The following is a 20,829-nucleotide window of genomic DNA, read 5'->3' as shown; positions in this document are numbered from 1 at the left end:
TGACATAATATGAGCTTGCAGTTTAGTGTACTTGCAAGCGGAAGTACGGGGAATGCCATTTATGTGGAGGCGGAAGATCAAGCATTTTTAGTTGATGCCGGCTTAAGTGGTAAACAGATGGCTAATTTATTTGACCAAATTGGACGAGATATTCAAAAGCTCTCAGGAATTTTGGTCACACATGAACATAGCGATCATATAAAAGGATTAGGAGTTTTAGCAAGAAAGCATAAACTACCTATCTATGCGAACGAAAAAACCTGGCAGGCTATGAATGGATTAGTTGGAGAAATTGCAACAGAGCAAAAGTTTGTTTTTCCTACAGGATCTGTAAAATCCTTCGGTGCGTTAGATATAGAATCATTTGGAGTTTCACATGATGCAGCAGAGCCTATGTTTTTTGTGTTTCATCATCAAGGGAAAAAACTAGCTCTTATTACAGACACAGGCTATGTTAGTGATAGAATGAAAGGCACGATTAAAAATGCCGATGCCTTTGTGTTTGAAAGCAATCATGATGTTTCTATGCTTCAAATGGGACACTATCCATGGAGTATCAAACGTCGTATCTTAAGTGATGTTGGACATGTTTCAAATGAAGATGCAGCAATTGCGATGATGGATGTGATTGGAGATGCAACAAAACGAATTTATTTGGCCCATCTCAGTAAAGATAATAATATGAAGGATTTAGCCAGAATGTCTGTTGAGCAAACACTTGCCAGCAAAGGGTTTATAACAGGTGAAAGTTTTGAATTATATGATACAGATCCATCAACCCCGACTTCGCTTGTAGCCATATAAGATTTAATAATGGCATTTTCTACAGTGAAGATTTACAGGTTAATTTATAAAATGAAATAACAGAAAAATCGTTATCATCTTGGTTAATTTTCATTGTATAGGAGAATAATGTTGATTAGGTAAACACTATTCATAGCATGTGAAAGGAATGGTGAACATTATGGGCTATTATGATCAAGATTATGAAAATTATGATGCAAAAAGGCAAAAGGGAAACCGTGGAGGCTGGTTTTTAGCTGGACTGGTAGGAGCCATTTTAGGAGGGCTACTAGTTTTCTTTGCTTTACCAGCACTATCAAATTTCCTGCCTTATGAAATGAACCTTGGAGAAGAAGCTACAGATCAACAAGGGCAAACAGTTGAAGATACAGGACCGATTAAAAATGTATCAGTTGATGTAAACTCAGCAATTACAGGTATTGTTGATGAGGTATCAGATGCTGTAGTTGGTGTTGTTAATCTTCAGGAAGCAGGGTTTTGGAGTGAAACCGGCGAAGCAGGTACCGGTTCAGGAGTCATTTATAAAAAAGAAGGTAAAGATGCTTTTGTAGTAACAAATCACCATGTTATTGAGGGTGCATCACAAGTAGAGATTAGTTTAAGTGACGGGACAAGAGTTCCTGCTGAAATACTAGGCAGTGATGTGTTAACAGATCTTGCTGTTTTAAGAGTTGATGCTGATAAAATTACGAAGGTAGCTCAATTTGGTGATTCAGATGCAGTAAAACCAGGTGAACCTGTTATTGCAATTGGTAATCCACTTGGCTTGCAATTTTCTGGTTCGGTTACACAAGGAATTATTTCAGGAACAGAAAGAGCAATTCCTATTGATGAGAACGGTGATGGACAAGTAGATTGGAATGCTGAAGTATTACAAACAGATGCTGCAATTAACCCTGGTAACAGTGGTGGAGCACTTATTAATTTAGACGGTAAGGTTATTGGAATTAATTCAATGAAAATAGCTCAAGCAGCTGTTGAGGGAATTGGATTATCAATTCCTGCTAACCATGCAATACCGATTATTGAAGACTTAGAAAAGTATAGTGAAGTAAGACGTCCTTATATGGGAATTGGCATGAGATCTTTAAATGAAGTTTCTTCTTATCATAAGGAACAAACATTAAAACTACCACAAGATATCAACGATGGTGTTATTGTCATGAGTGTTGTTCCAGTCTCACCAGCAGCACAGGCAGGATTACAAGAGTTTGATGTAATCACACAATTTGCAGGTGAAGATATAAAGGATATCATTGATTTAAGAAAAATTCTTTATAATCAAGAAGTTGGCGATACCATTGAATTAACATTTTATCGAAATGGTGAGAAGATGTCTGGTAAAATGAAATTAGGAGAAGAAGACATGTTAGGGGGCTGATTTCAGCTCTCTTTTTTTGACTAAAAAGACCTGTGGAAAACTAAGATTTGTGATTTAGGTTAAAATAAAAATAGAATATCCACATGTGGATAAGGAGGAAGAGATAATGTATTGCTGTGAAGACCATATTGAATTAGCAATAGATATGTATGTAGATGAAAAAGAAATAGCACCAGAAATAGAAAAAATTGAGCAAGGTGGAAAGTTATCCACAACATGCCAACTTTGTGAAAAGCAGGCTGTATATATAGTTGGAGAGTAATTTTGTTGACAAATGTGGATAAAAATCCATATTTGTGGATAACTTCTGTGGATAATGAAAGTTTCGAAATGGGGAAAAGATATGAACATCTCAATCATTACAATTGGTAAGTTAAAAGAAAAATACCTAAAGCAAGGAATCGATGAATATTTAAAACGATTATCATCATATGCAAAAATCGAGATCATTGAACTAGCAGATGAAAAAGCTCCAGAAAATCTAAGCGAAATAGAAATGGAGCAAGTAAAAGAAAAAGAGGGAGAAAGAATTCTAAGCAAAATTAGCGACGACACACACGTGATCGCACTAGCCATCGAAGGAAAAATGAAATCCTCAGAGCAACTAGCAAAAGACTTAGATCAGCTCGCTACATATGGAAAGAGTAAGGTCGCATTTGTTATTGGAGGTTCATTGGGGTTGAGTAATACTGTGATGAAGAGGGCGAATGATAGCCTTTCATTTTCAAAAATGACGTTTCCGCATCAGTTGATGAGGTTGATTTTGGTAGAGCAGGTTTATCGGGCGTTTCGGATTAATAGGGGGGAACCGTATCACAAGTGATGGTAAACAATAAAGTAGAGTTGAGAATTGAAATAAGTAAACTTAACCAGTTGAGGAGTACAGAAAAGGGTAAAAATAGTTAATATCGCAATACCTTTTGAAAAAATAAAAACATATCATTACAAAATGGATAGGGGCAAGGAATAGCACCGCAAGGGAATAAAAATAAAATAGCCATCAGATGTAACTAAACATAATCTTCTTGTATTATGGTCATACCTTTTCTTTTTTGAACCCCAACCTTCGTATAAAATAAGGTTTTCATCTTGTAAAGCTTGCTTTATCCATGTAATTATTTTTGCTCTTTCTTTTGAGAATATGCTTGTATCTTTTACACGGCGCGAAGCATTTTTAAAAAATGCATGAAATATGTAAGGCATCTAACATTTTTTAAAAAGGATTCTGGTTATACTCCAAAGTGTAAGTAAATGAAAAAACATTTTAGGAGGAATTAATCATGGCATTACTTAAATTTGGTATTGAATCAACATCACAACAGGTAACTACAGAGGTTAAGGCCGGAGCTCATACATTTTATGTAGACGAGCCAAAGAATTTAGGTGGAAACGATAAGGGTGCAAACCCTTTAAACACACTTCTTGGATCACTTGCAGGATGTGAAAATTACATTGCAAACATTGTAGCAAAAGAAATGAAGTTTAACCTCAACGGAATTGACTTCAAAATTGAAGGAGCTTTAGATCCAAAAGGATTAATGGGTGACCCTTCTGTCAAGCAATACTTCCAGACGCTTAAGATTGAAGCACTTGTTGATACTGACGAGTCTGATGAAAGAATTCAAGAGCTAAAAGAGAAAACAGATTCAAGATGTCCAGTATTCAACATCTTAAAGGATACGAACTTTATTCAGATTCAATCTACTTGGAAAAGAAAATAAAAAAAACTGATAGAAAAGAACCCCTTAGACTGAGGGGTTTTTTCTGCACTGTATTGGTAATCTGGATAAATTAACATCTATAGGAGGTAGGACTATGTCAACACAATATGAGTTAGCTACATTTGCTGGTGGATGTTTTTGGTGTATGGTTCAGCCCTTTGATGAGTTGCCAGGTATTATAAAAGTTGTGTCGGGCTATACAGGTGGACATAAAGAGAACCCAACCTACAATGAAGTGTGTTCGAATAAAACGGGTCATTACGAGGCTGTTCAAATTACGTATGATCCGAACGTGTTTCCATACGAAAAGCTGTTAGAGCTATTTTGGCAGCAAATAGATCCAACTGATGCTCAAGGTCAGTTTGGGGATCGAGGAGAGTCTTACAAAACGGCCATTTTTTATCATACTGAGGAACAAAAGCGTCTCGCTGAAGAATCTAAAAAGAAGCTAGAGGACAGCAAAAGGTTTACAAAACCAATTGTTACAGAAATAAAAGAGGCAGCCGTGTTTTATCCTGCTGAAGAATATCATCAAGGTTATTATAAAAAGAATTCCTTACATTATAACCGTTATAAAGAAGGCTCAGGCCGAGCAGGATTTATCCGTGAAAATTGGAAGAAACACCACTCAGTAAACATTAAGAAGCTTACGCCTATTCAGCATCGTGTGACACAAGAAAGCGGTACGGAGCCTCCCTTCCAAAATGAATTTTGGGATCATAAGGAGGAAGGAATCTATGTAGACATTATTTCTGGAGAGCCACTATTTAGCTCTCTTGATAAATTTGATTCTGGTTGTGGGTGGCCAAGCTTTACCAAGCCTATAAAGCATCAAGAAGTTCTCGAAAAACTAGATACGTCACATGGGATGAGACGCATTGAAGTCAGAAGCACCTCGGCAGATTCTCATTTAGGACATGTCTTTGATGATGGTCCGCGTGATAAAGGTGGACTTCGATATTGCATTAACTCTGCTGCCCTTAAATTCATTCCCAAAGATAAGCTGGAAGAAGAGGGCTATAGTGAATATCTTCGCTTATTTGAATAGATAGGAAACGCCCTGGATTTAAATGCCTCTGGGGCGTTTTTTTCTGAATATATAAAAAACGTTAGCTGGGTAACAGTATCTTTTCCTCTTTTTAGATACAATGAATGACAATAAGAAAGTATGGGAGGATATAGTATGAATTTACGAGAGCAACTTGAAGCTAAAATTAAGCAGTTTGTGAATAATCGTCCTCAGGAAATACAAGATATTTTTAGGGATGCCGCTGAGGATTTAGAAAAGCATGCGCCTAAAGGTCTAATTGCCGGGCAAACAGCACCGAACTTTACATTGCCAAGTGCAAATGGGGAAGCTGTCACTCTATATGATGAACTTAAGAAGGGCCCTGTTATATTAACTTTTTATCGCGGAGCTTGGTGTCCATATTGTAACCTTGAACTCAAGGCTTACCAGGAGCTGCTTCCTCAAATAAAGCAAAGAGGTGCACAGATACTGGCAGTAAGCCCGCAAACTCCAGATTCTTCTTTAACCATGAAGGAGAAAAATGAGCTGCAATTTCATTTGTTAAGTGATAAAGGGAATCAGGTATCAAACGAATACAACCTAACCTTCAAAATGCAAAAAGTCTTAATAGAGTTATACCAAAAATTAGCACTGGAACTTCCAAGCTATAATGGAGAGGATAGCTGGGAGCTGCCACTTGCGGCTACATTTGTTATTAGTCAACAGGCGAAGATCATCTATGCTTATGTAGATACTGATTATCGGAAAAGAGCAGAACCATCTGAGGTGTTAGAATATCTACCGAACTAACTTTATCTCGTACTAACAGGAGCTAAAACCCCATTAATTGAAGATTCATTTTATGAGGAATGGGTGATCTTAAAGGTAATCCTTTCTTAACAAAAAGAAACCAGTATGAGAGGAGTGATGAAATGCTTTTTAAGGATAAAGAAAACAAAGTAATTGAAATCCATTGCGCAACTTTGATGAAAGAAATTGATATGACTTTAAAGACAGGTGATATTAACACGTTTGAACAGCCTATCTTTGACATTCGAAACAAAAAGGAAATAGCAACGGAGCTATTGAATCGACCTTCTGCCCAATCTACATTTTCTTCACCTGATCAATTTTACTCTTTTGCTGCCGGACACGGGCAGATACACAAAGTGGATACTTTTGTATTAAGAGCTGGAGTTGAGAGGTTATTGAAAAAGTCGAGTCAACCAAGCTTCGTATTTGTTAATATTCATCTTTCCACTCTATTTACAGATGATTGGCAAGACATGCTCCCACATATAAAAACAAGCAAATTTCAAATAGTGCTAGAGCTGTCTGAGCGAGAAGGACTTGGCAATTATACCAAAGAAGAAGTGATTCGAAAGATGAAAGAGCTAAGGGAGCTTGGAATGAGAATTGCTGTTGATGATATAGGAAAAGGTTATTCCGGTCTACATACCCTTGCCATGGTAGAGCCTGATTTTGTAAAAATTGACCGTGATTTGGTTAAGGATATTGGTCATGATAGCTATCGTCAGCACATGATGAAAGCCTTAATTGACTATTGGCTTCAACAGGATGTAAGCATTATCGCAGAAGGAGTCGAAACAGAAGAAGAGGTATTATTCTTTAAAAATCATGGTGTCCCTTTTTTTCAAGGCTATTATTTTATGAGACCGAAGCTAGTCAAAGTGGAAGAATAGATGATGTAAAGGATGATAAACATGATTAATTTATCACATGTCCAAACCTTTTCGACCGTTCTAAATGATATTCTAGAGATTGCACAGGAACTAGTAGGAGATTATAGCTTCTACATGAGCTTCATGGACGGTGAACAAACGAAGATTATTCAAACGTTATTCCTAAAAGAAGATGTCCTAACAGAAAGCTGCCTTTATAAAACAGATGACACCTTTTGTCAGTTAATCTCGTTGAATCAAAAACCGGTATTGATTCATGATAGCCTTACGGAAACACAATTTGGAATTCTCACATTAAATATCTCTCATGCATACAAAATGGATATAAGATCATATGCCGGAGTGCCTATTTACCACAAGGATGGATCTATTTTAGGTGCTATTTGTTCGTTAAGTCATAATGTCAAAGCGTTTAGCGAAAAGACCATTACCGTATTAGAGAAGGTTTCGTCCTTTTTATCCTATGCTATAGAGCTGGAGCTGTCTAATATAAAGGATTCCCTTACTGGATTATACAATAGAGTGCTCTGGAACCGTTTAGTTTCTAATCCTACCCTTGTAACCGAACCTTTTACATTCTTAATGTTTGATATTGACCATTTTAAACAGGTAAATGACCGGTTGGGCCATCACATTGGTGATGAAGTGCTGAAAGGGCTAGGTGAAATGATTTTGAGGTATATACCAAAAGATGCCTACGGCTTTAGATTTGGAGGAGACGAATTCGGAGTTCTTCTGAATAGCCCCTACAAACAAGAATGTGAAGTTTGTGCAAACAATTTATTAAATGCTTTTGAGAAGATGGCTGCAGAAATATTGCCAGATTTGAGTCTTTCGATTGGACTGGTTCATTCCCATCAAATGAAGATGCATGAGCTGCTAGAAGGGGCCGATAAACTTCTCTATCAGTCGAAAAGAACGGGTGGGGCTAAAATTACAAAGGTCCAATAGATTTAATGTGGAGCAGTTCATCCTGCTCTTTTTTTTTGCCATATTTCTATAGGTATCTGCATTAATGTGAAGTGGCTTACATTAATCGTAAGAGAGGTGAGGTAAAGTATTCCATAAGAGGTGGTTTTAACAAAAATGAGGTGAATCTGTCATGAAGAAAGAGTCCTGTAATCCGGTTATCCCAATTTATTATTTAAGGTACATGATTGAGGAACGAAGACAAGAGATACTACAAGTATTTAAAGAGAATAAAGATTTACAATCACCTTTGATCATCCATTTAAGCCAAGAGCTCGATGTATTACTAAATCTCTATTTGGATAGCAGTAAAAACGATCATCAAGTAACCAATGAGGTATGACATTGAAAAAGGGATCAAGCTAAAGCATGATCCCATTGTTTATGTTTACTTAAAATAAGTTGCTAAGAACTCGGTTACACTTTCAGGTGTTTTGGCATGAGCACTGTGTAGGTGACCAATCTTCTCGCCATTCTTAAAAACGAGTAGGCTTGGAATTCCCATCACTTCATACGTAGATGAGGTATCCTGGAATTCATCTCGATCCATTTCATAAAGTGGAAAAGGATTCAAATCCTCTAATACCTCTCCCATAAATGCATCCATGCGTCTGCAGTCTGGACACCAGTTTGTGTCGAACTTAACTACGACTGGCTTCTCTGAGTTAATAATCTGATTAAATGCCGCTTTATTTGTAATCCTTTTTTCCATATCTATCTTCCTTCCCATAAGTATTTAGTGAACTTACATGACTTATCATAGGCGATTATCCACTTTATATTCTGTAATCTTGCTTACATTTCTGAAATAAGAGCTTCTTACAAGTTTAAACCAAACAAAGTTATAACATAAAAACTGTGAGTTAGCTTACTTTTCAATAGAAAAAAATGACTTATAATGAAAGGGTTTAAAAAGAATGTAAGAAATAAAGAGAAGAGTGAGAAAAATGGGGAATAAAAATAAAAGTGGGACAGCTGAAAAATGTTCAATTGCATTCCAGCTTGTAAAGGTAGGGATTGTCAAATCTAATGTTTTAGCTGTCATTGCTGGAATGTGTTTAGCATGTATTTCGATAGAGGTAACCCTTCTTGAAAATGGGTTAGTTATGGTGCTAACCATTATCGGATCTGCTTTTGTCATAAGCTCGGCCGGAGTATTTAATAATCTTTATGATCGAGATATTGATTTTCTAATGGAAAGGACACGCTACAGACCAACGATTACAGGTGCCATTAGTGACCTCACCGCTTTTATGGCAGGAAGCATCTTGCTTATTGCTGGAGTCGGTTTGCTATATGTAGCGGAGCCGCTTGCTGCTTTATATGGTTGGCTAGGCTGGTTTTTATATTTAGTACCATATACGATATGGTCTAAACGGAGGACCATTTATAATACGGAAATTGGTAGCTTGTCTGGTGCAATAACTCCTCTAATTGGCTGGTCGGCAATTTCGTCAGGTGAACTTCATCTATCTATTATTGGTCTTTTTTTAATCATGGTTTTATGGCAAATGCCCCATTTTTATGCCATTGCCATTCATCGATATGAGGAATATAAACTAGCTAGGATACCTATGCTGCCGGTGATAAAGGGTTTTGAACGAACCTACTTTCAGACACACGTTTACCTACTAGGGTTAATTTTTGCTAGCTTTTTATTTATAGAGTTAAGGGCTATTTTCATCCTGATCCTTTTACTTTCTATTTCTTGGTTCTTACTCAGTGTTAGTTGGAAGAAACGAATGCCATTTAAACAATGGGCGAGTAAGATGTTTGTATTTTAGCTTGTTTATATTACTCTTTTGTATAGTGGAATAATCGTTTATTCGTTGATAGAAGTAATCCTAAGACTGTTAGCTATCTAACATTTTTATTTAAAAAAGTGAGCTATACTCAATAAAGGAAATGAAAAAACATTTGTTTGTACGATGATGAGGAGATGGAAGGAGATGGAATATATGACGAATGAGAATATTTATGATGTAATCATCATTGGAGCAGGTCCTGCTGGGATGACAGCCGCAGTTTATACTTCTCGAGCCAATCTCTCTACCTTAATGATTGAAAGAGGAGTACCTGGAGGACAAATGGCAAATACAGAAGAAGTTGAAAACTATCCTGGTTTTGGTCATATCTTAGGTCCAGATCTCTCCAATAAGATGTTTGAGCATGCAAAGAAGTTTGGCGCACAGTACGCATATGGAGATATAAAAGAGATTGTTAATGGCGAAGAATATAAAACGGTTAGAACCAGTTCAAAGGAATTTAAGGCTCGTTCAGTGATCATCTCAACTGGTGCAGAATATAAGAAACTAGGTGCTCCTGGTGAAAAGGAATTATCAGGACGCGGGGTATCTTATTGCGCAGTCTGTGATGGGGCTTTCTTTAAAGGAAAGGACCTTGTGGTTGTCGGTGGGGGAGACTCTGCTGTAGAAGAAGGAGTATACTTGACAAGATTTGTTAATAAAGTAACGATTGTTCATCGACGTGACGAATTCAGAGCACAAAAAATTATTCAGCAACGTGCGTTTGAGAACGAGAAAATAGAGGTCATCTTTAACACGACAATTCAATCTATACATGAACAAACAGGAAAAGTAGGATCTGTTAAGCTCGTATCTACAGAAGATGGTTCAGAAAAAGAGTTTAAGACAGATGGCGTGTTTATCTATGTGGGAATGGTTCCGTTAACTGCTCCATTTCAAGATCTTGGCATTACGAATTCGATGGGCTACATTGAAACGAACGATCAAATGGAAACAAAGGTCGAAGGCATTTTTGCAGCTGGAGATGTCCGGGAAAAAACGTTACGTCAGATTGTAACAGCTACAGGTGATGGAAGCATCGCTGCACAAAGTGCACAACATTATGTAGAAGAGCTTTTGGAAAATCTAAAACGATAAAGTAGATAAGAAACATTTCTTCTTAAAGGAAATGTTTCTTTTATATTTTTAAAAAAATAGTGGTGATGTCGAAGGAACATATGGATTGAACGCTTGAATGAAGTGGAGGTTGCAATTTATGGAATCTTTGCTTTTTGCAAGCATGATCGTTTCGGTTAAGGTGAGACACCGCCGGAGTATGTGTCGAGAAGGCGCGCAGTTAGCCCCGCGGAAAGCGAATATTCCTGAACGTATATCACACCTTATTTTCAGGGTAGTCCCAAAATAAAAAGGACTGTGAGCACTGTAAATGTAAGCTATCTAACATTATTAAAGTAAGAAAGACCTTATACTCATAAATGTAAAAACAAGTTGTCAGTAACCAAATTAATTTTATGAATGGGAGGAGAATTCTAATGAATGAACAGGTTCCGTTATACGAACAATTACAAGGTGTTGTAGAACAATTTAAGCTGCAAGCACCACAAGAGGTATTAGATAATTTAGCAAAGTCTGTATCGGATTTAATTGAAAAGGAACAAGTGAGTGGGTTAGTGGTAGGCTCAAAGGCTCCCAACTTTACTCTAAAAGACGCAACAGGTAAGGAAGTAACTCTTTCTGAGGAGGTAGCAAAGGGTCCGGTCATTCTTACGTTTTATCGTGGAGGATGGTGCCCATTTTGTAACCTTGAGCTTCAAGCCTATAAAAAGCATATGGATACCATTAAAGAACAAGACGCTCAATTGATTGCGGTAAGTCCAGAATCGCCAGATAATTCGTTGAGCTCAAGAGAAAAGCATGACCTACCTTTCTATGTCTTAAGCGATACAAATAGTCATGTTTCTTCTGCTTACAAAGTAGCTTATGAGGTACCTGAATACTTAGCTGAGACGTTAAAGGGAGCTCTTGGGTTAGACCTCATTAGATATAATGATGCTGATGTGGCCATGCTGCCTGTACCAGCTACGTATATCATTGACAAGGAAGGAATCATTCAACTTGCATTTGTAAACCCTGACTATACCTCCCGTTTAGAGCCAACGAAAGCGATTGAAGTTCTTAACAACTTAAAATAAATTACAATTTCAAAGGAGATTGATATTTATGGCAGTATTAAATGTGACGGATCAAACGTTTTCAAAAGAAACTACTAGTGGATTGGTGTTAGCTGACTTTTTTGCTACATGGTGTGGACCTTGTAAAATGATAGCACAGGTATTAGAAGAGCTTGATCAGGATATGGGAAATCAAGTTAAAATTGTGAAGATTGATGTCGATCAAAACCAAGAAACAGCCAACAAATTTGGTATCATGAGTATTCCGACTCTACTAGTTATGAAAGATGGCAAAGTTGTAGATACTTTGGTTGGTTTGAAATTTAAGGAAGCAATTAAGGAAGCATTAAATAATCATATCTAAACCTAAAAAATCATTGAGAAGTAACCATTTTTTCAGTGTAGTACCTCCTGACACCATCCGTAAATGATGCTAGTTAATTATAGAGCTACTAACTGCATCAAACGGGGATAAAGGAATTCATTCAGAAGAAATGCCCGAATTAGCATCAGGAAAAATGGAGAAACAGTTTTAAAAGCTTTTTGGTAAATAAAAACTTACTATCGCTAATGGCGGAGGAGGAAATGTTCATGTTCACGTTATTTGAAGCTTTCGGTAAAAAAATTGAGATCATCGGAACAAAGAGTTTATTTATTGCACTGGCCATCGTTTATATTTGGATTGGCGCGATGAAATTCACGGTCTACGAAGCGAAGGGAATTGCCCCCTTTGTAAGCAATAGTCCAGTACTTGGATGGCTTTACAACTATTTTTCAATTCAAACGTTTTCTTCTCTATTGGGAATATTAGAATTATTAGTTGGCCTACTCATTCTCAGTCGTTTTGTCTCTCCGAAGCTGTCAGCTGTTGGAGCGTTTCTTTCCTGCATTCTATTTCTGACGACACTGAGTTTCATGATCTCTACGCCGGGGGTCTTTGAGTCGAGCCTCGGATTCCCCGCGCTTTCTGTAGTTCCAGGTCAATTTCTTTTGAAGGATCTCGTCTTGCTGGGCGCTTCTGTGTTTGCCTTGGGCGAGTCTCTGAAGGCTAGCCGCGGAACGCGTCATGAAACCCAGGAGAGGCGCTATCCTGATTTGCAGGAATAATCTTAAAGATCTTTATGTAAAAACAGGGTAAGTTAGAACTGAATCAAAGTTTTACAGAAGAAAACGGAAAGATATTAATTTTGATAGAGAATTTACAAGATATTCATCTTAAAGCCTATTTGGAAGACTGTAACCTTAGCGGGTGCTAAATATATAAAGGGGGCATTCAAATGAATGTACAATTTTCGGAAAGAGCAGTTGAGAGACTGTCCCAAGAACCAGCAATCGCGTATGAGCTAAATCCGAGTCTAGGAGGCTGCTCTATTGGAGCAGATTGGGTGACATTTGTAGGATTGATGGAACTGGATCCGGTGATAAAGGAGCAATTTCTTTCAACAAACTTTATGCCTGTGTTATTAGGTCATAAGTCAGATCACTTATTTGATGAAGATTTAGTCGTGGATTATAATCCAAGTAAGTCTACATTTATATTAAAAAGCAATAGCCAAATCTATACGGCCTATATGAAATTAGACTATAAAAAATAAGAAGGATACAAGCCAAGCATCTTGCATGTAAGATTGCTTTGGTTTGTATTTTTTTAGGGGTGATTAGATTGGAGAGAGTCACGTTAGGAATGGGCTGTTTCTGGGGACCGGAAGCACGCTTTGGTTATCATACAGGTGTAATCAAAACAAGAGTCGGGTATGCAGGGGGAACAGAAGGTCAGCCCACATCCAGAAACACCTTAGACTATACGGAGGCTTTAGAAATACTATATGATGCAGATGTATTGAGTTTAGATCAAATACTGAACCAATTTTTTCAACAGCATAATACGATGAGACCTCCACGCTCGATTAAGTATCGTTCTGTCCTGTTTTATCACAACGAGGAACAGCAGACTAATATGCTTCAAAAAGTAGAGGAAATGAAGCGGTTACATGATGATTGCTATACCTATGTAGAGTTTCTTGATTCCTTTTACGAGGCGGAAATTCGTCATCAGAAGTATTTTCTTCAGAGATGGAAACCTATTTTTAAAAAGTGGCAGGAGCTTCAAGAGGGAAAGGAGTCACTAACTGACTCAACCCTTGCCGTTAGGCTAAATGGACTTTATAAGAGCTGTGGATCACTTGAAGAGTTGAAGCAAGAGTTTCCCGATTCGGCCTTTGACTCTCTTTGGTCTTTAATCAGAGAAGATTCTATGAACCAGATAAACCACTCGGCAGAAGAGCGTAATATTGAACAAACATAGAAGGCAGACGCTACTAAAAAAAGCAGCCCAAAAGAGGGCTGCTCTAATTATAATTTTCTTAAAGCGCGTAATATATCATTTGGTTCTAATCGAGACATAAAGTTAGGGTTGACATGCTTAAACCTGACTTCTCCTGTTTCATCTATCATGAATGTAGCTGGTACGGGCAAAATCCATTTTGCTTTTCCGTTAAAGGACTCTAAATCTAATCCAATCTTCTCATAAGCGTTCTTTAAGTAGTCAGGAACGTCAAAAAGCACATTAAACTTTGCGGACACTATCCCTCTCGGATCACTTAACACTTGGAAATCCAGTTCGTTTTTTTCTTGCGTGGATAAGGTATTGTCAGGAGTTTGTGGACTGATAGCTAATAGCTGTGCTCCTAGCCCATGAACTTCGGGTAAAATCTCTTGGTATGCTTTTAATTGTCGATTATTTGAGGCCATGCAGGCTTTTGAGCGTTCTATTAAGGAGGCGCAAGAATCAGGATTAGTCACAGGAGTCGCAGAAGGTGAGAAGGCCAAAGATTTCACTTTGAAAAACCATCTTGGTGAAGACATAAATCTATATGAAGAGTTAGAAAAAGGGCCGGTAGTGGTAACCTTTTATCGTGGTTCATGGTGTCCTTTCTGGAGTTAGGTGTAGTAATTCACGAGATATAGCATCTAATTCAGCATTTAACGTCATGTTTTTATCTCCTCTTTAATGGATATGTTTATTATCTCCTCTTATTTTTATAATTTATGTAAGCTTCCTTACATTTACTTTTAAAGAAAACATGTAAAATAAAAAATGATAAGTAAGAAGTAAATATACATCCAGTAGCTAAGACAACCTATGAAGGAAAGAAGAGTGAGGAGGATATGATTTTATATACTTTGCCAAGCTGTTGCAAATGTGATGAAGTCATCAAGCTATTTAAGAAGCTAGACCTTGATGTGAAAGTGATAAGTATTTTTGATAATATAGATACAGGGAGAGCCCTTACACTTGATAATGGCCTACCTATGTTAGAGGTGGAAGATGAATGGTTAGATTTTGAGATGATTTTGAAACGATATAGAGAGAGGTGTAATCATGGATAAACTTATGTTACTTTCACAGATTAATTTACTTGATGAGCTTCCGGAAGAAGAATTAAGAAAAATAGATGAAGTGACATTAACAGCACCTATTAAGAAGGGAACCATTATTCTAAGTCCGACTCAACAAATGAGGTCTTTATTTTTCTTGAAAAAAGGTCAGGTTCGACTATATAAAGTGTCTTCGACCGGAAAAGAATTCACGGTTGATCTTTTAAGTGAAGGAAATGTGTTTGGAGAAACATCCAGTTTTTCGTTAACAGAATCTGAAATTTATGCTGAAACAATGGTTGATTCGTTTGTATGCACTCTATCAAAGGACAGATTTGAAGATTTTATCCGACAAAACCCAGATATTGCCATAAAGCTCATTACCATTTTGACTTCAAAGCTTAAAGAGATGTATCAGATTACCGAAAGTATTGCCTATAAAGATGTAAAGTATCGAATTGTACTTCTTCTCATGCAGCTAAGTAATCGATTTGGCATAAGGAGTGGGAGTTGGCAAACGGTCGAAGTTAAAATTACCCAACATGATATCGCGAGTATGATTGGCTCATCTAGAGAAACGGTCAGCCTATTTTTAGGGGAGCTTGAGAAGGAAGAAGTAATTATGAGGAAGCCTTTAAAAATTAATACAGCCTTGACTAAGGAGTTATATGGGGTGGAAGAGGGATAACCGTATACTCTTTGTCTTGTCATGTGCTCTACTAAAGCTAACAAAAAAGTTTCTTGTTTACTGTCATTTCTATGTCTGAAGGAGACACAATGGATTTATTGTTTTTTCACTATCCTCATCCACTCAATTGTTCCTCTTCAGCCATTTACTCCTCGTAATATCCATCCAGTTCTTTACTGTTACTATATCAGAAATAAGAAGATTGTAAAAATATGTTAGTAAGAGGTCTGTGTACGGAAACCTCCGAGTTTGTTCATTATTTTTCAAGATATCCATAATTTGAGGACTATAAAAAATGAGAAAAGCTTTTTACTAAGTATGTAGAGTACAACGCTTTACTGAAAATGTTAGGGAATACCTTAGCGAAAGGATGTTTTAGTTGTGGCAAAGGGCTTAACAGTTGGTCATAAAGCACCAGATTTCAAGCTAGAATCAAGTCAAGGTGGATTCGTTTCATTAAAGGATTTTGAAGGAAAACCACTGTATCTGATTTTTTTACGTGGGACCTGGTGTCCGAGTTGTAGAAAACAATTAGAAATGCTTAAAGATTATTATGATGAATTTTTAAGTAAAGGAATACAGCTAATTGGAATTGCTGGCCAAAAAATAGAGGGGATAATTCAGTATACGGAAGCTACCGGAATTAAAATACCTATATTATCTGATGAAACACGGAAAGTTATAAAGCAATATGAGGTTTTTGTTCCTATTAAATGGGATTCATTCCGTATTGCGATACCAGCTTCCTACTTATTAGATGACCAGCATGTTATTCGTTATTCTTATGTAGGTGATCATCAAAACGACCGTCCCACTGCAGAGGAAATTATGAGTATGATTGAACAGTTGCCTCTACAAATTACTAAGGATTACGATTTTAAAGCAGAGTTGCCCGTCTATATATCTGCCCTAAACGAGACGTTCGGGGATATTAAAAACTCAACAGAATACTCAGTGAAAAGCATTGGGAGCAATTTGTTGAACATAAACAAAGTAGAAAAGAAATGTCAGTTAGTTTTAATGCCCTCTCTGCGTTTGTGGATGTTTTTAATGAAATGACAGACAAGTTAAATGAACACACCGTTAAACTAACTCACTATTCTTCTGATACTAGAGACGTGGCGGAAATGAATAATAAGCTAGCGAATCATGTAAAAGATACAGCAGATATTATGAATGATTTGAGAAACCTTACCCAAAACGTTTCTAAAATGAGTCAGGTCATAATGGAAGTCTCGTCACAAACGAAAATACTTTCCTTAAATGCAAGTATTGAATCTGCACGTACGGGAGAAGCAGGAAAAGGATTTTCTATAGTTGCCCAAGAGGTAGGGAAATTAGCGGCTCAGACAGATTCTGCTTCCCTTGAAATCCGGAGCACGCTTGAGCAAATTGAATCTAAAATTACCCAAAGCTTTACTTCATTTAAAACCTTTGACTCTACTATAGAAGAGGTTAATTCTAAGGTGAGTGGATATGCAGATGGAATTGATAAGGTCTCACATGAATTAAGTGTGTTGTCTGAGCATGCAGCCTCTATTATGAAGGATTCCATTAATATAAAAGAAACACAAGCAGCAATCCAACAAAAAATCTATTCAATTCGAGAGAAAGAAGAGTCAATTAGAAGTGAAATGGATGAGATTAATATAGATATGAATAAGAATGTTGAGATGTTGCAAGAAATAGAAGGTAAGTTAAGATAAATAAAGTGCCTGACCCCCGGCACACTAAAGGATTAACGCACTGGGGGTTTTCTCCTGCTAAAATAGTCATAAAAGTTTATACGTTAATGATAAGAATAGTCTTGCCTATATGCTTTACCATAAATACAAAGGTGAACCGTATCACAAGTGATGGTAAACAGGAAGATGGAGATTACTATATCTATAAATAAACTACGAAAATTGCAAAAAAGTTAATGCGTTAGGAAGACAGGTTCAAAAGAACTTGTCTTTTTTATTTTACCACTTAAAAAATGGACAATTTATCTTATAGATTAATATGTGAGCAAAAGAACGGAGGTGATACAAATGATCAGAGTATTAGGTAGTCATGTTGTAATTGACCTAAGAGGAACAAGTTCAAAAAAAGTTTCCCGAAAAGATTTTGACAAAAGCATAGATGAATTATGTACTGCTTTAAAGAAAAACACTGATGATATTAAACACTTTTTGGATAACTATCCAGATGTATATTCTAAAGGAGGTTATCAGTTAACAATCCGAAATAAATAAACTAGGGGTGAAGATAATGTTTTTAATTGAAAGTGAAAAGTTATGGTGTGAATTTAGATATGATGAAGATTTAACTGAGCAAGAATTATTAAAAAGTATTGAGACAATTTATACCTATATTAAGCAAAACCCCAAAGAAGTAACAGATTTATTCAACAGATTTACAATGAGAGAAAACAACTATATGAGTATAAACTTGGTTAGTTTAGGGTTTGAAAAAGATGAGCAGCAATTATGAGTAATAGGGGCGATGAATGTAGTGGAAGAAGACAAGGATTTATTATTGGATCTATATAAAGATATGGAGAAGTTAGAACTAATCATTTTTGATAGGTCAGCAGAAATACTATTCTATAGAGCATTTATTAAAGAAAAAGGACTTGAAGAAGAATTTGAACAACGAGTGAAGGAAGCTACAGCATTGACAAAAATTAATAGGTTTATATAGCAATTAAAGGAGGGAGGGGCAAATTGCTTCCCCCTTCATTTTCAAACGATACCCCATGAATAGAGGTCTGGTGGTGAAAACATGGAAAAGATAATATGTGGCGCAAAAACTAGGCAAGGAACACCTTGTAAAAAGACACCTTTAAAGAATGGTCGCTGTCGACTACACGGTGGTAAAAGTACAGGACCTAAAAATAAGGAAAAACACCGAGAAAGCCTAAAAGGTAATAAAAATGCAATCGTTACTGGTGAATATGAAAACATTTCATTTGATACGTTATTAGATGATGAAAAGGTACTTTATGAAATGATTCCAGAGGACATAGATAAGCAAGTAAAAGGGAGATATAAGCTACTTGAAATCCGTACTCGGCGTCTTATGAAGCGTTATGCAGAGGAACTTAAAAAAAATAAGCCTGATATCAGATTAATAAACCGTCTAGAAGAAGCGCTAACTAGGATAGATTCAAGAGCAAATGAGCTGATCAGAGAAATGCGCGAACTATCGATTAAAGAGCACCTCGATGAAAATGAACCTTTAGAACAGCTAGTTAGCGTATTGCATGAATTAAGAATAAACAAAGTAAAAGAATAATAATTTATCAGGGAAGTTTAGAAAACTAACAATTATAGTCATGTTAGTTTTCTGTAAGTTAATTGTCTGATTTTATTTCTACAATTCTTAAATCAAAGTCAAATCTTTTAACTTGAGAAATTAAATTTAAGATTGAAATTTTTGCTGGAGTAGAAGTTATTGTATCAGGATTATATAGATTATGATTCTTAGACTTAAACGCAAAAACAAAAGTTATTTTCATAGATGGACTTAATATGGTTTCAATAAATTCTTCAGCGGTGTTGAATTTGTTTAGGAATTTAATAGCTGAATTTCTAGAAGAATCTGATATTTTTGGCATATCTTTATTCTTTATGGATTGGTAATATTCAAGGAGAAACTCTCTGTCATTATATAAAATGGCAGCCTGGATAGATTCCATAGCGATAAGTATTTGTTCACATAAAATACGAGTACTTCCTGCAAGTCCATCTTTAACATGAAATAAAAGGATTTCCTCTTCTTCAATTCTAAGCAAGTCACAAATTTCCACGTTTCTTACAAGCATTTTATCTAATACATAATATCCATCACTATCGTGATATGAATAATTATATTTCCCCTCATCGTCACCAGATTTCCAACTTTTTAATGTAATTGTTTTTGAAGAGTTTTCGTAAATCGGTATTACCCTATCAATAAAGGTTTTGTTAATTTCTTCGATAAAGTTACTATCTAGATAAAACCATTTTCCGTTTATTAGAATGTAATGTGTATTATTATAAATTAAGCTTAGGTCTAATAGGTCTAAAATCCGTTCATAAATTATACGCTCATTGTCAATATAACCTTCTAAGGAAACTGCTTTAAGAAAATCCTCAATAATACTCTTATTTGTCCCAATTATTTTTTCAAAATAAAACTTATTAAAAACTTCAATTATGTCAACAAATTCAACTTCATTCTCATATCGTCCTAGTTCTTTTCCATTTGAATTCCGCTTTTTTAAAACATAATAATCACAGTCTATATATAAGTTGTTTGAATTTAAAATTTTTATATTAGAATTATTGATTTCTTCTTTATTTCGATTTAATGATTCAAATATCATGCGTTCTAACTCGGAATTCAGTTCTTTAAAAAGTGAATCTCTATAATCCACCTCATGGAATTTATTTATATTATGCTCCGAATCTACATGATTGATAAGTCGGTCAAGATTTTTCATAAATATATCTAGTTCTTTTAAATTTAGAGATTTTCCTAGCTTAATAGAATCGCGTGCAAGAAAATTAAAACCTTCTTTTTTCTCTTTAATATTTACACCAAATTCTCTACATATTTTCTCCTTAGTAAGGAAAGTATTTATCTCTTTGAAATAATTACTTATATTGTTTTCAGATATTAAGTTAACGAAATTATTAAAATATTGTTGTCCACTAAAGCGGTTTCCTTGTAAAGATCTGTCAGCAATACTTTTGATGATGTTATCTCTAGGAAGCATAATTTTTGATAGAATCTCCAATCCAAAAGCATAATCTTTGTATTCACTAATAACTAAATGCCCCTTACCACCAGTTATTGCAAAAAAATTATTTTGAATCTTTATAAAAAATAAGAATGAGTGGCTAATGTTTTTAATTTGCCTAATGTCATCGTAAAGTAACTCATTCAATGTATCCTTCCATTGAGGAGTGGTCTGATGCATAGCAACATAAACTTTGATACTTTCTATATGTTTAAAAGGAATTTGAGTATTAATTTTTTTTAGCTTATATGTTTCTAATTCTGATTCATCTGTATTTTCATTTTGACTGTGGTTATATTTGTGAACAATTTCCTCGCAATACTGATCAAAATTATAGCTATCATTTTTTAATTGATATACTGTAAATTTAGCAGACCTCATAATTCCCCTCCATAGCACTAAAGGCTCGAATATATTTTATCATATTTAAGTGTTTATTGGATTAAAAAGGTAATTCAATAGATTAAAAGA

At 35.8% G+C, this 20,829-nt stretch carries 29 protein-coding genes; 26 read left to right on the top strand and 3 right to left on the bottom strand.

The window, feature by feature from the left end; all coding sequences use genetic code 11:
* Positions 1–9 precede the first annotated feature (9 nt).
* The 10 genes from LPC09_RS25425 (at position 10) to LPC09_RS25380 (ending at position 7,930) form a co-directional block, all read left to right on the top strand.
* A complete protein-coding gene (locus LPC09_RS25425; RefSeq protein ID WP_231308754.1) occupies positions 10–804 on the top strand; it encodes an MBL fold metallo-hydrolase in 795 nt (264 codons plus the stop codon).
* A gap of 160 nt (positions 805–964) precedes the next feature.
* Positions 965–2,185, top strand: coding sequence for a S1C family serine protease (locus LPC09_RS25420; protein WP_231308753.1), 1,221 nt, complete (start codon positions 965–967; stop codon positions 2,183–2,185).
* Between the two features lie 106 nt (positions 2,186–2,291).
* The gene (locus tag LPC09_RS25415) at positions 2,292–2,447 is read left to right on the top strand and encodes a CxxH/CxxC protein (protein WP_176551234.1); all 156 of its coding nucleotides are present in this window, start codon (positions 2,292–2,294) and stop codon (positions 2,445–2,447) included.
* Positions 2,448–2,528: 81 nt separating this feature from the next.
* Positions 2,529–3,008, top strand: coding sequence for a 23S rRNA (pseudouridine(1915)-N(3))-methyltransferase RlmH (gene rlmH / locus LPC09_RS25410; RefSeq protein ID WP_098799513.1), 480 nt, complete (start codon positions 2,529–2,531; stop codon positions 3,006–3,008).
* A gap of 457 nt (positions 3,009–3,465) precedes the next feature.
* A complete protein-coding gene (locus LPC09_RS25405) occupies positions 3,466–3,906 on the top strand; it encodes an OsmC family protein (RefSeq protein WP_231308752.1) in 441 nt (146 codons plus the stop codon).
* A 94-nt stretch (positions 3,907–4,000) separates the two neighbouring features.
* A complete protein-coding gene (gene msrA / locus LPC09_RS25400) occupies positions 4,001–4,954 on the top strand; it encodes a peptide-methionine (S)-S-oxide reductase MsrA (protein ID WP_231308751.1) in 954 nt (317 codons plus the stop codon).
* Positions 4,955–5,089: 135 nt separating this feature from the next.
* Positions 5,090–5,725: a peroxiredoxin-like family protein gene (locus LPC09_RS25395; RefSeq protein WP_231308750.1), complete on the top strand. Its 636-nt coding sequence runs from the start codon at positions 5,090–5,092 to the stop codon at positions 5,723–5,725.
* Between the two features lie 122 nt (positions 5,726–5,847).
* The gene (locus LPC09_RS25390; protein WP_231308749.1) at positions 5,848–6,618 is read left to right on the top strand and encodes an EAL domain-containing protein; all 771 of its coding nucleotides are present in this window, start codon (positions 5,848–5,850) and stop codon (positions 6,616–6,618) included.
* Between the two features lie 21 nt (positions 6,619–6,639).
* Positions 6,640–7,569 carry a sensor domain-containing diguanylate cyclase gene (locus LPC09_RS25385; RefSeq protein WP_231308748.1) on the top strand — a complete coding sequence of 310 codons (930 nt, stop codon included), beginning with the start codon at positions 6,640–6,642 and terminating at the stop codon, positions 7,567–7,569.
* A gap of 151 nt (positions 7,570–7,720) precedes the next feature.
* The gene (locus tag LPC09_RS25380; RefSeq protein ID WP_231308747.1) at positions 7,721–7,930 is read left to right on the top strand and encodes an aspartyl-phosphate phosphatase Spo0E family protein; all 210 of its coding nucleotides are present in this window, start codon (positions 7,721–7,723) and stop codon (positions 7,928–7,930) included.
* A 45-nt stretch (positions 7,931–7,975) separates the two neighbouring features.
* Here LPC09_RS25380 and LPC09_RS25375 read toward each other — a convergent pair whose 3' ends face one another.
* Positions 7,976–8,299, bottom strand: coding sequence for a thioredoxin family protein (locus tag LPC09_RS25375; protein WP_231308746.1), 324 nt, complete (start codon positions 8,297–8,299; stop codon positions 7,976–7,978).
* Positions 8,300–8,534: 235 nt separating this feature from the next.
* Between LPC09_RS25375 and cyoE the strand changes: the two genes are divergently transcribed.
* The 7 genes from cyoE to LPC09_RS25340 all read left to right on the top strand — a co-directional run bounded on the left by cyoE (position 8,535) and on the right by LPC09_RS25340 (position 13,829).
* Positions 8,535–9,371, top strand: coding sequence for a heme o synthase (cyoE, locus tag LPC09_RS25370; protein WP_231308745.1), 837 nt, complete (start codon positions 8,535–8,537; stop codon positions 9,369–9,371).
* A gap of 174 nt (positions 9,372–9,545) precedes the next feature.
* Positions 9,546–10,490 (top strand): thioredoxin-disulfide reductase, encoded by a 945-nt coding sequence (gene trxB, locus LPC09_RS25365; protein ID WP_231308744.1) that lies wholly within the window; start codon positions 9,546–9,548, stop codon positions 10,488–10,490.
* Between the two features lie 395 nt (positions 10,491–10,885).
* On the top strand, positions 10,886–11,545 hold the full coding sequence (locus LPC09_RS25360; RefSeq protein ID WP_231308743.1) for a peroxiredoxin-like family protein: 660 nt from the start codon (positions 10,886–10,888) through the stop codon (positions 11,543–11,545).
* Between the two features lie 28 nt (positions 11,546–11,573).
* Positions 11,574–11,888: a thioredoxin gene (gene trxA / locus LPC09_RS25355; RefSeq protein WP_231308742.1), complete on the top strand. Its 315-nt coding sequence runs from the start codon at positions 11,574–11,576 to the stop codon at positions 11,886–11,888.
* A 227-nt stretch (positions 11,889–12,115) separates the two neighbouring features.
* Complete coding sequence (locus tag LPC09_RS25350) at positions 12,116–12,631, top strand: YkgB family protein (protein ID WP_231308741.1); 516 nt, start codon at positions 12,116–12,118, stop codon at positions 12,629–12,631.
* A gap of 170 nt (positions 12,632–12,801) precedes the next feature.
* Positions 12,802–13,119 (top strand): iron-sulfur cluster biosynthesis family protein, encoded by a 318-nt coding sequence (locus tag LPC09_RS25345; RefSeq protein WP_231308740.1) that lies wholly within the window; start codon positions 12,802–12,804, stop codon positions 13,117–13,119.
* 68 nt (positions 13,120–13,187) lie between these two features.
* A complete protein-coding gene (locus LPC09_RS25340) occupies positions 13,188–13,829 on the top strand; it encodes a peptide-methionine (S)-S-oxide reductase (protein ID WP_231308739.1) in 642 nt (213 codons plus the stop codon).
* A 47-nt stretch (positions 13,830–13,876) separates the two neighbouring features.
* Here the strand turns inward: LPC09_RS25340 and LPC09_RS25335 are convergent, their stop codons facing one another.
* Complete coding sequence (locus LPC09_RS25335) at positions 13,877–14,362, bottom strand: peroxiredoxin-like family protein (RefSeq protein WP_231308738.1); 486 nt, start codon at positions 14,360–14,362, stop codon at positions 13,877–13,879.
* Here LPC09_RS25335 and LPC09_RS25330 point away from each other — a divergent pair.
* The 9 genes from LPC09_RS25330 (at position 14,274) to LPC09_RS25290 (ending at position 18,869) form a co-directional block, all read left to right on the top strand.
* Entirely contained in the window at positions 14,274–14,468 is a 195-nt protein-coding gene (locus LPC09_RS25330; RefSeq protein WP_231308737.1) for a redoxin domain-containing protein, read from the top strand. The two genes, LPC09_RS25335 and LPC09_RS25330, sit on opposite strands and share 89 nt — an antisense overlap.
* A gap of 224 nt (positions 14,469–14,692) precedes the next feature.
* Entirely contained in the window at positions 14,693–14,914 is a 222-nt protein-coding gene (locus LPC09_RS25325) for a glutaredoxin domain-containing protein (protein WP_231308736.1), read from the top strand.
* Positions 14,907–15,590: a Crp/Fnr family transcriptional regulator gene (locus tag LPC09_RS25320; RefSeq protein WP_231308735.1), complete on the top strand. Its 684-nt coding sequence runs from the start codon at positions 14,907–14,909 to the stop codon at positions 15,588–15,590. The genes LPC09_RS25325 and LPC09_RS25320 overlap by 8 nt, the downstream gene beginning before the upstream one ends.
* 381 nt (positions 15,591–15,971) lie before the next feature.
* Entirely contained in the window at positions 15,972–16,649 is a 678-nt protein-coding gene (locus LPC09_RS25315) for a peroxiredoxin family protein (protein ID WP_231308734.1), read from the top strand.
* Positions 16,646–17,296 (top strand): methyl-accepting chemotaxis protein, encoded by a 651-nt coding sequence (locus LPC09_RS25310; RefSeq protein ID WP_231308733.1) that lies wholly within the window; start codon positions 16,646–16,648, stop codon positions 17,294–17,296. Before LPC09_RS25315 ends, LPC09_RS25310 begins: the two co-directional genes overlap by 4 nt.
* Positions 17,297–17,623: 327 nt before the next feature.
* Positions 17,624–17,827: a hypothetical protein gene (locus LPC09_RS25305; protein ID WP_231308732.1), complete on the top strand. Its 204-nt coding sequence runs from the start codon at positions 17,624–17,626 to the stop codon at positions 17,825–17,827.
* A gap of 16 nt (positions 17,828–17,843) precedes the next feature.
* On the top strand, positions 17,844–18,065 hold the full coding sequence (locus tag LPC09_RS25300) for a hypothetical protein (RefSeq protein ID WP_231308731.1): 222 nt from the start codon (positions 17,844–17,846) through the stop codon (positions 18,063–18,065).
* 21 nt (positions 18,066–18,086) lie between these two features.
* Entirely contained in the window at positions 18,087–18,275 is a 189-nt protein-coding gene (locus LPC09_RS25295; protein ID WP_231308730.1) for a hypothetical protein, read from the top strand.
* A gap of 81 nt (positions 18,276–18,356) precedes the next feature.
* Positions 18,357–18,869, top strand: a complete 513-nt coding sequence (locus tag LPC09_RS25290; RefSeq protein ID WP_231308729.1) for an HGGxSTG domain-containing protein — start codon at positions 18,357–18,359, stop codon at positions 18,867–18,869.
* A 58-nt stretch (positions 18,870–18,927) separates the two neighbouring features.
* Here LPC09_RS25290 and LPC09_RS25285 read toward each other — a convergent pair whose 3' ends face one another.
* Entirely contained in the window at positions 18,928–20,739 is a 1,812-nt protein-coding gene (locus LPC09_RS25285; RefSeq protein WP_231308728.1) for a DUF6119 family protein, read from the bottom strand.
* Positions 20,740–20,829: the final 90 nt, after the last annotated feature.

It is taken from the genome of Metabacillus sp. B2-18 (assembly GCF_021117275.1).
GTDB lineage: Bacteria > Bacillota > Bacilli > Bacillales > Bacillaceae > Metabacillus.
This window is presented reverse-complemented; position numbering and strand designations above follow the sequence as displayed.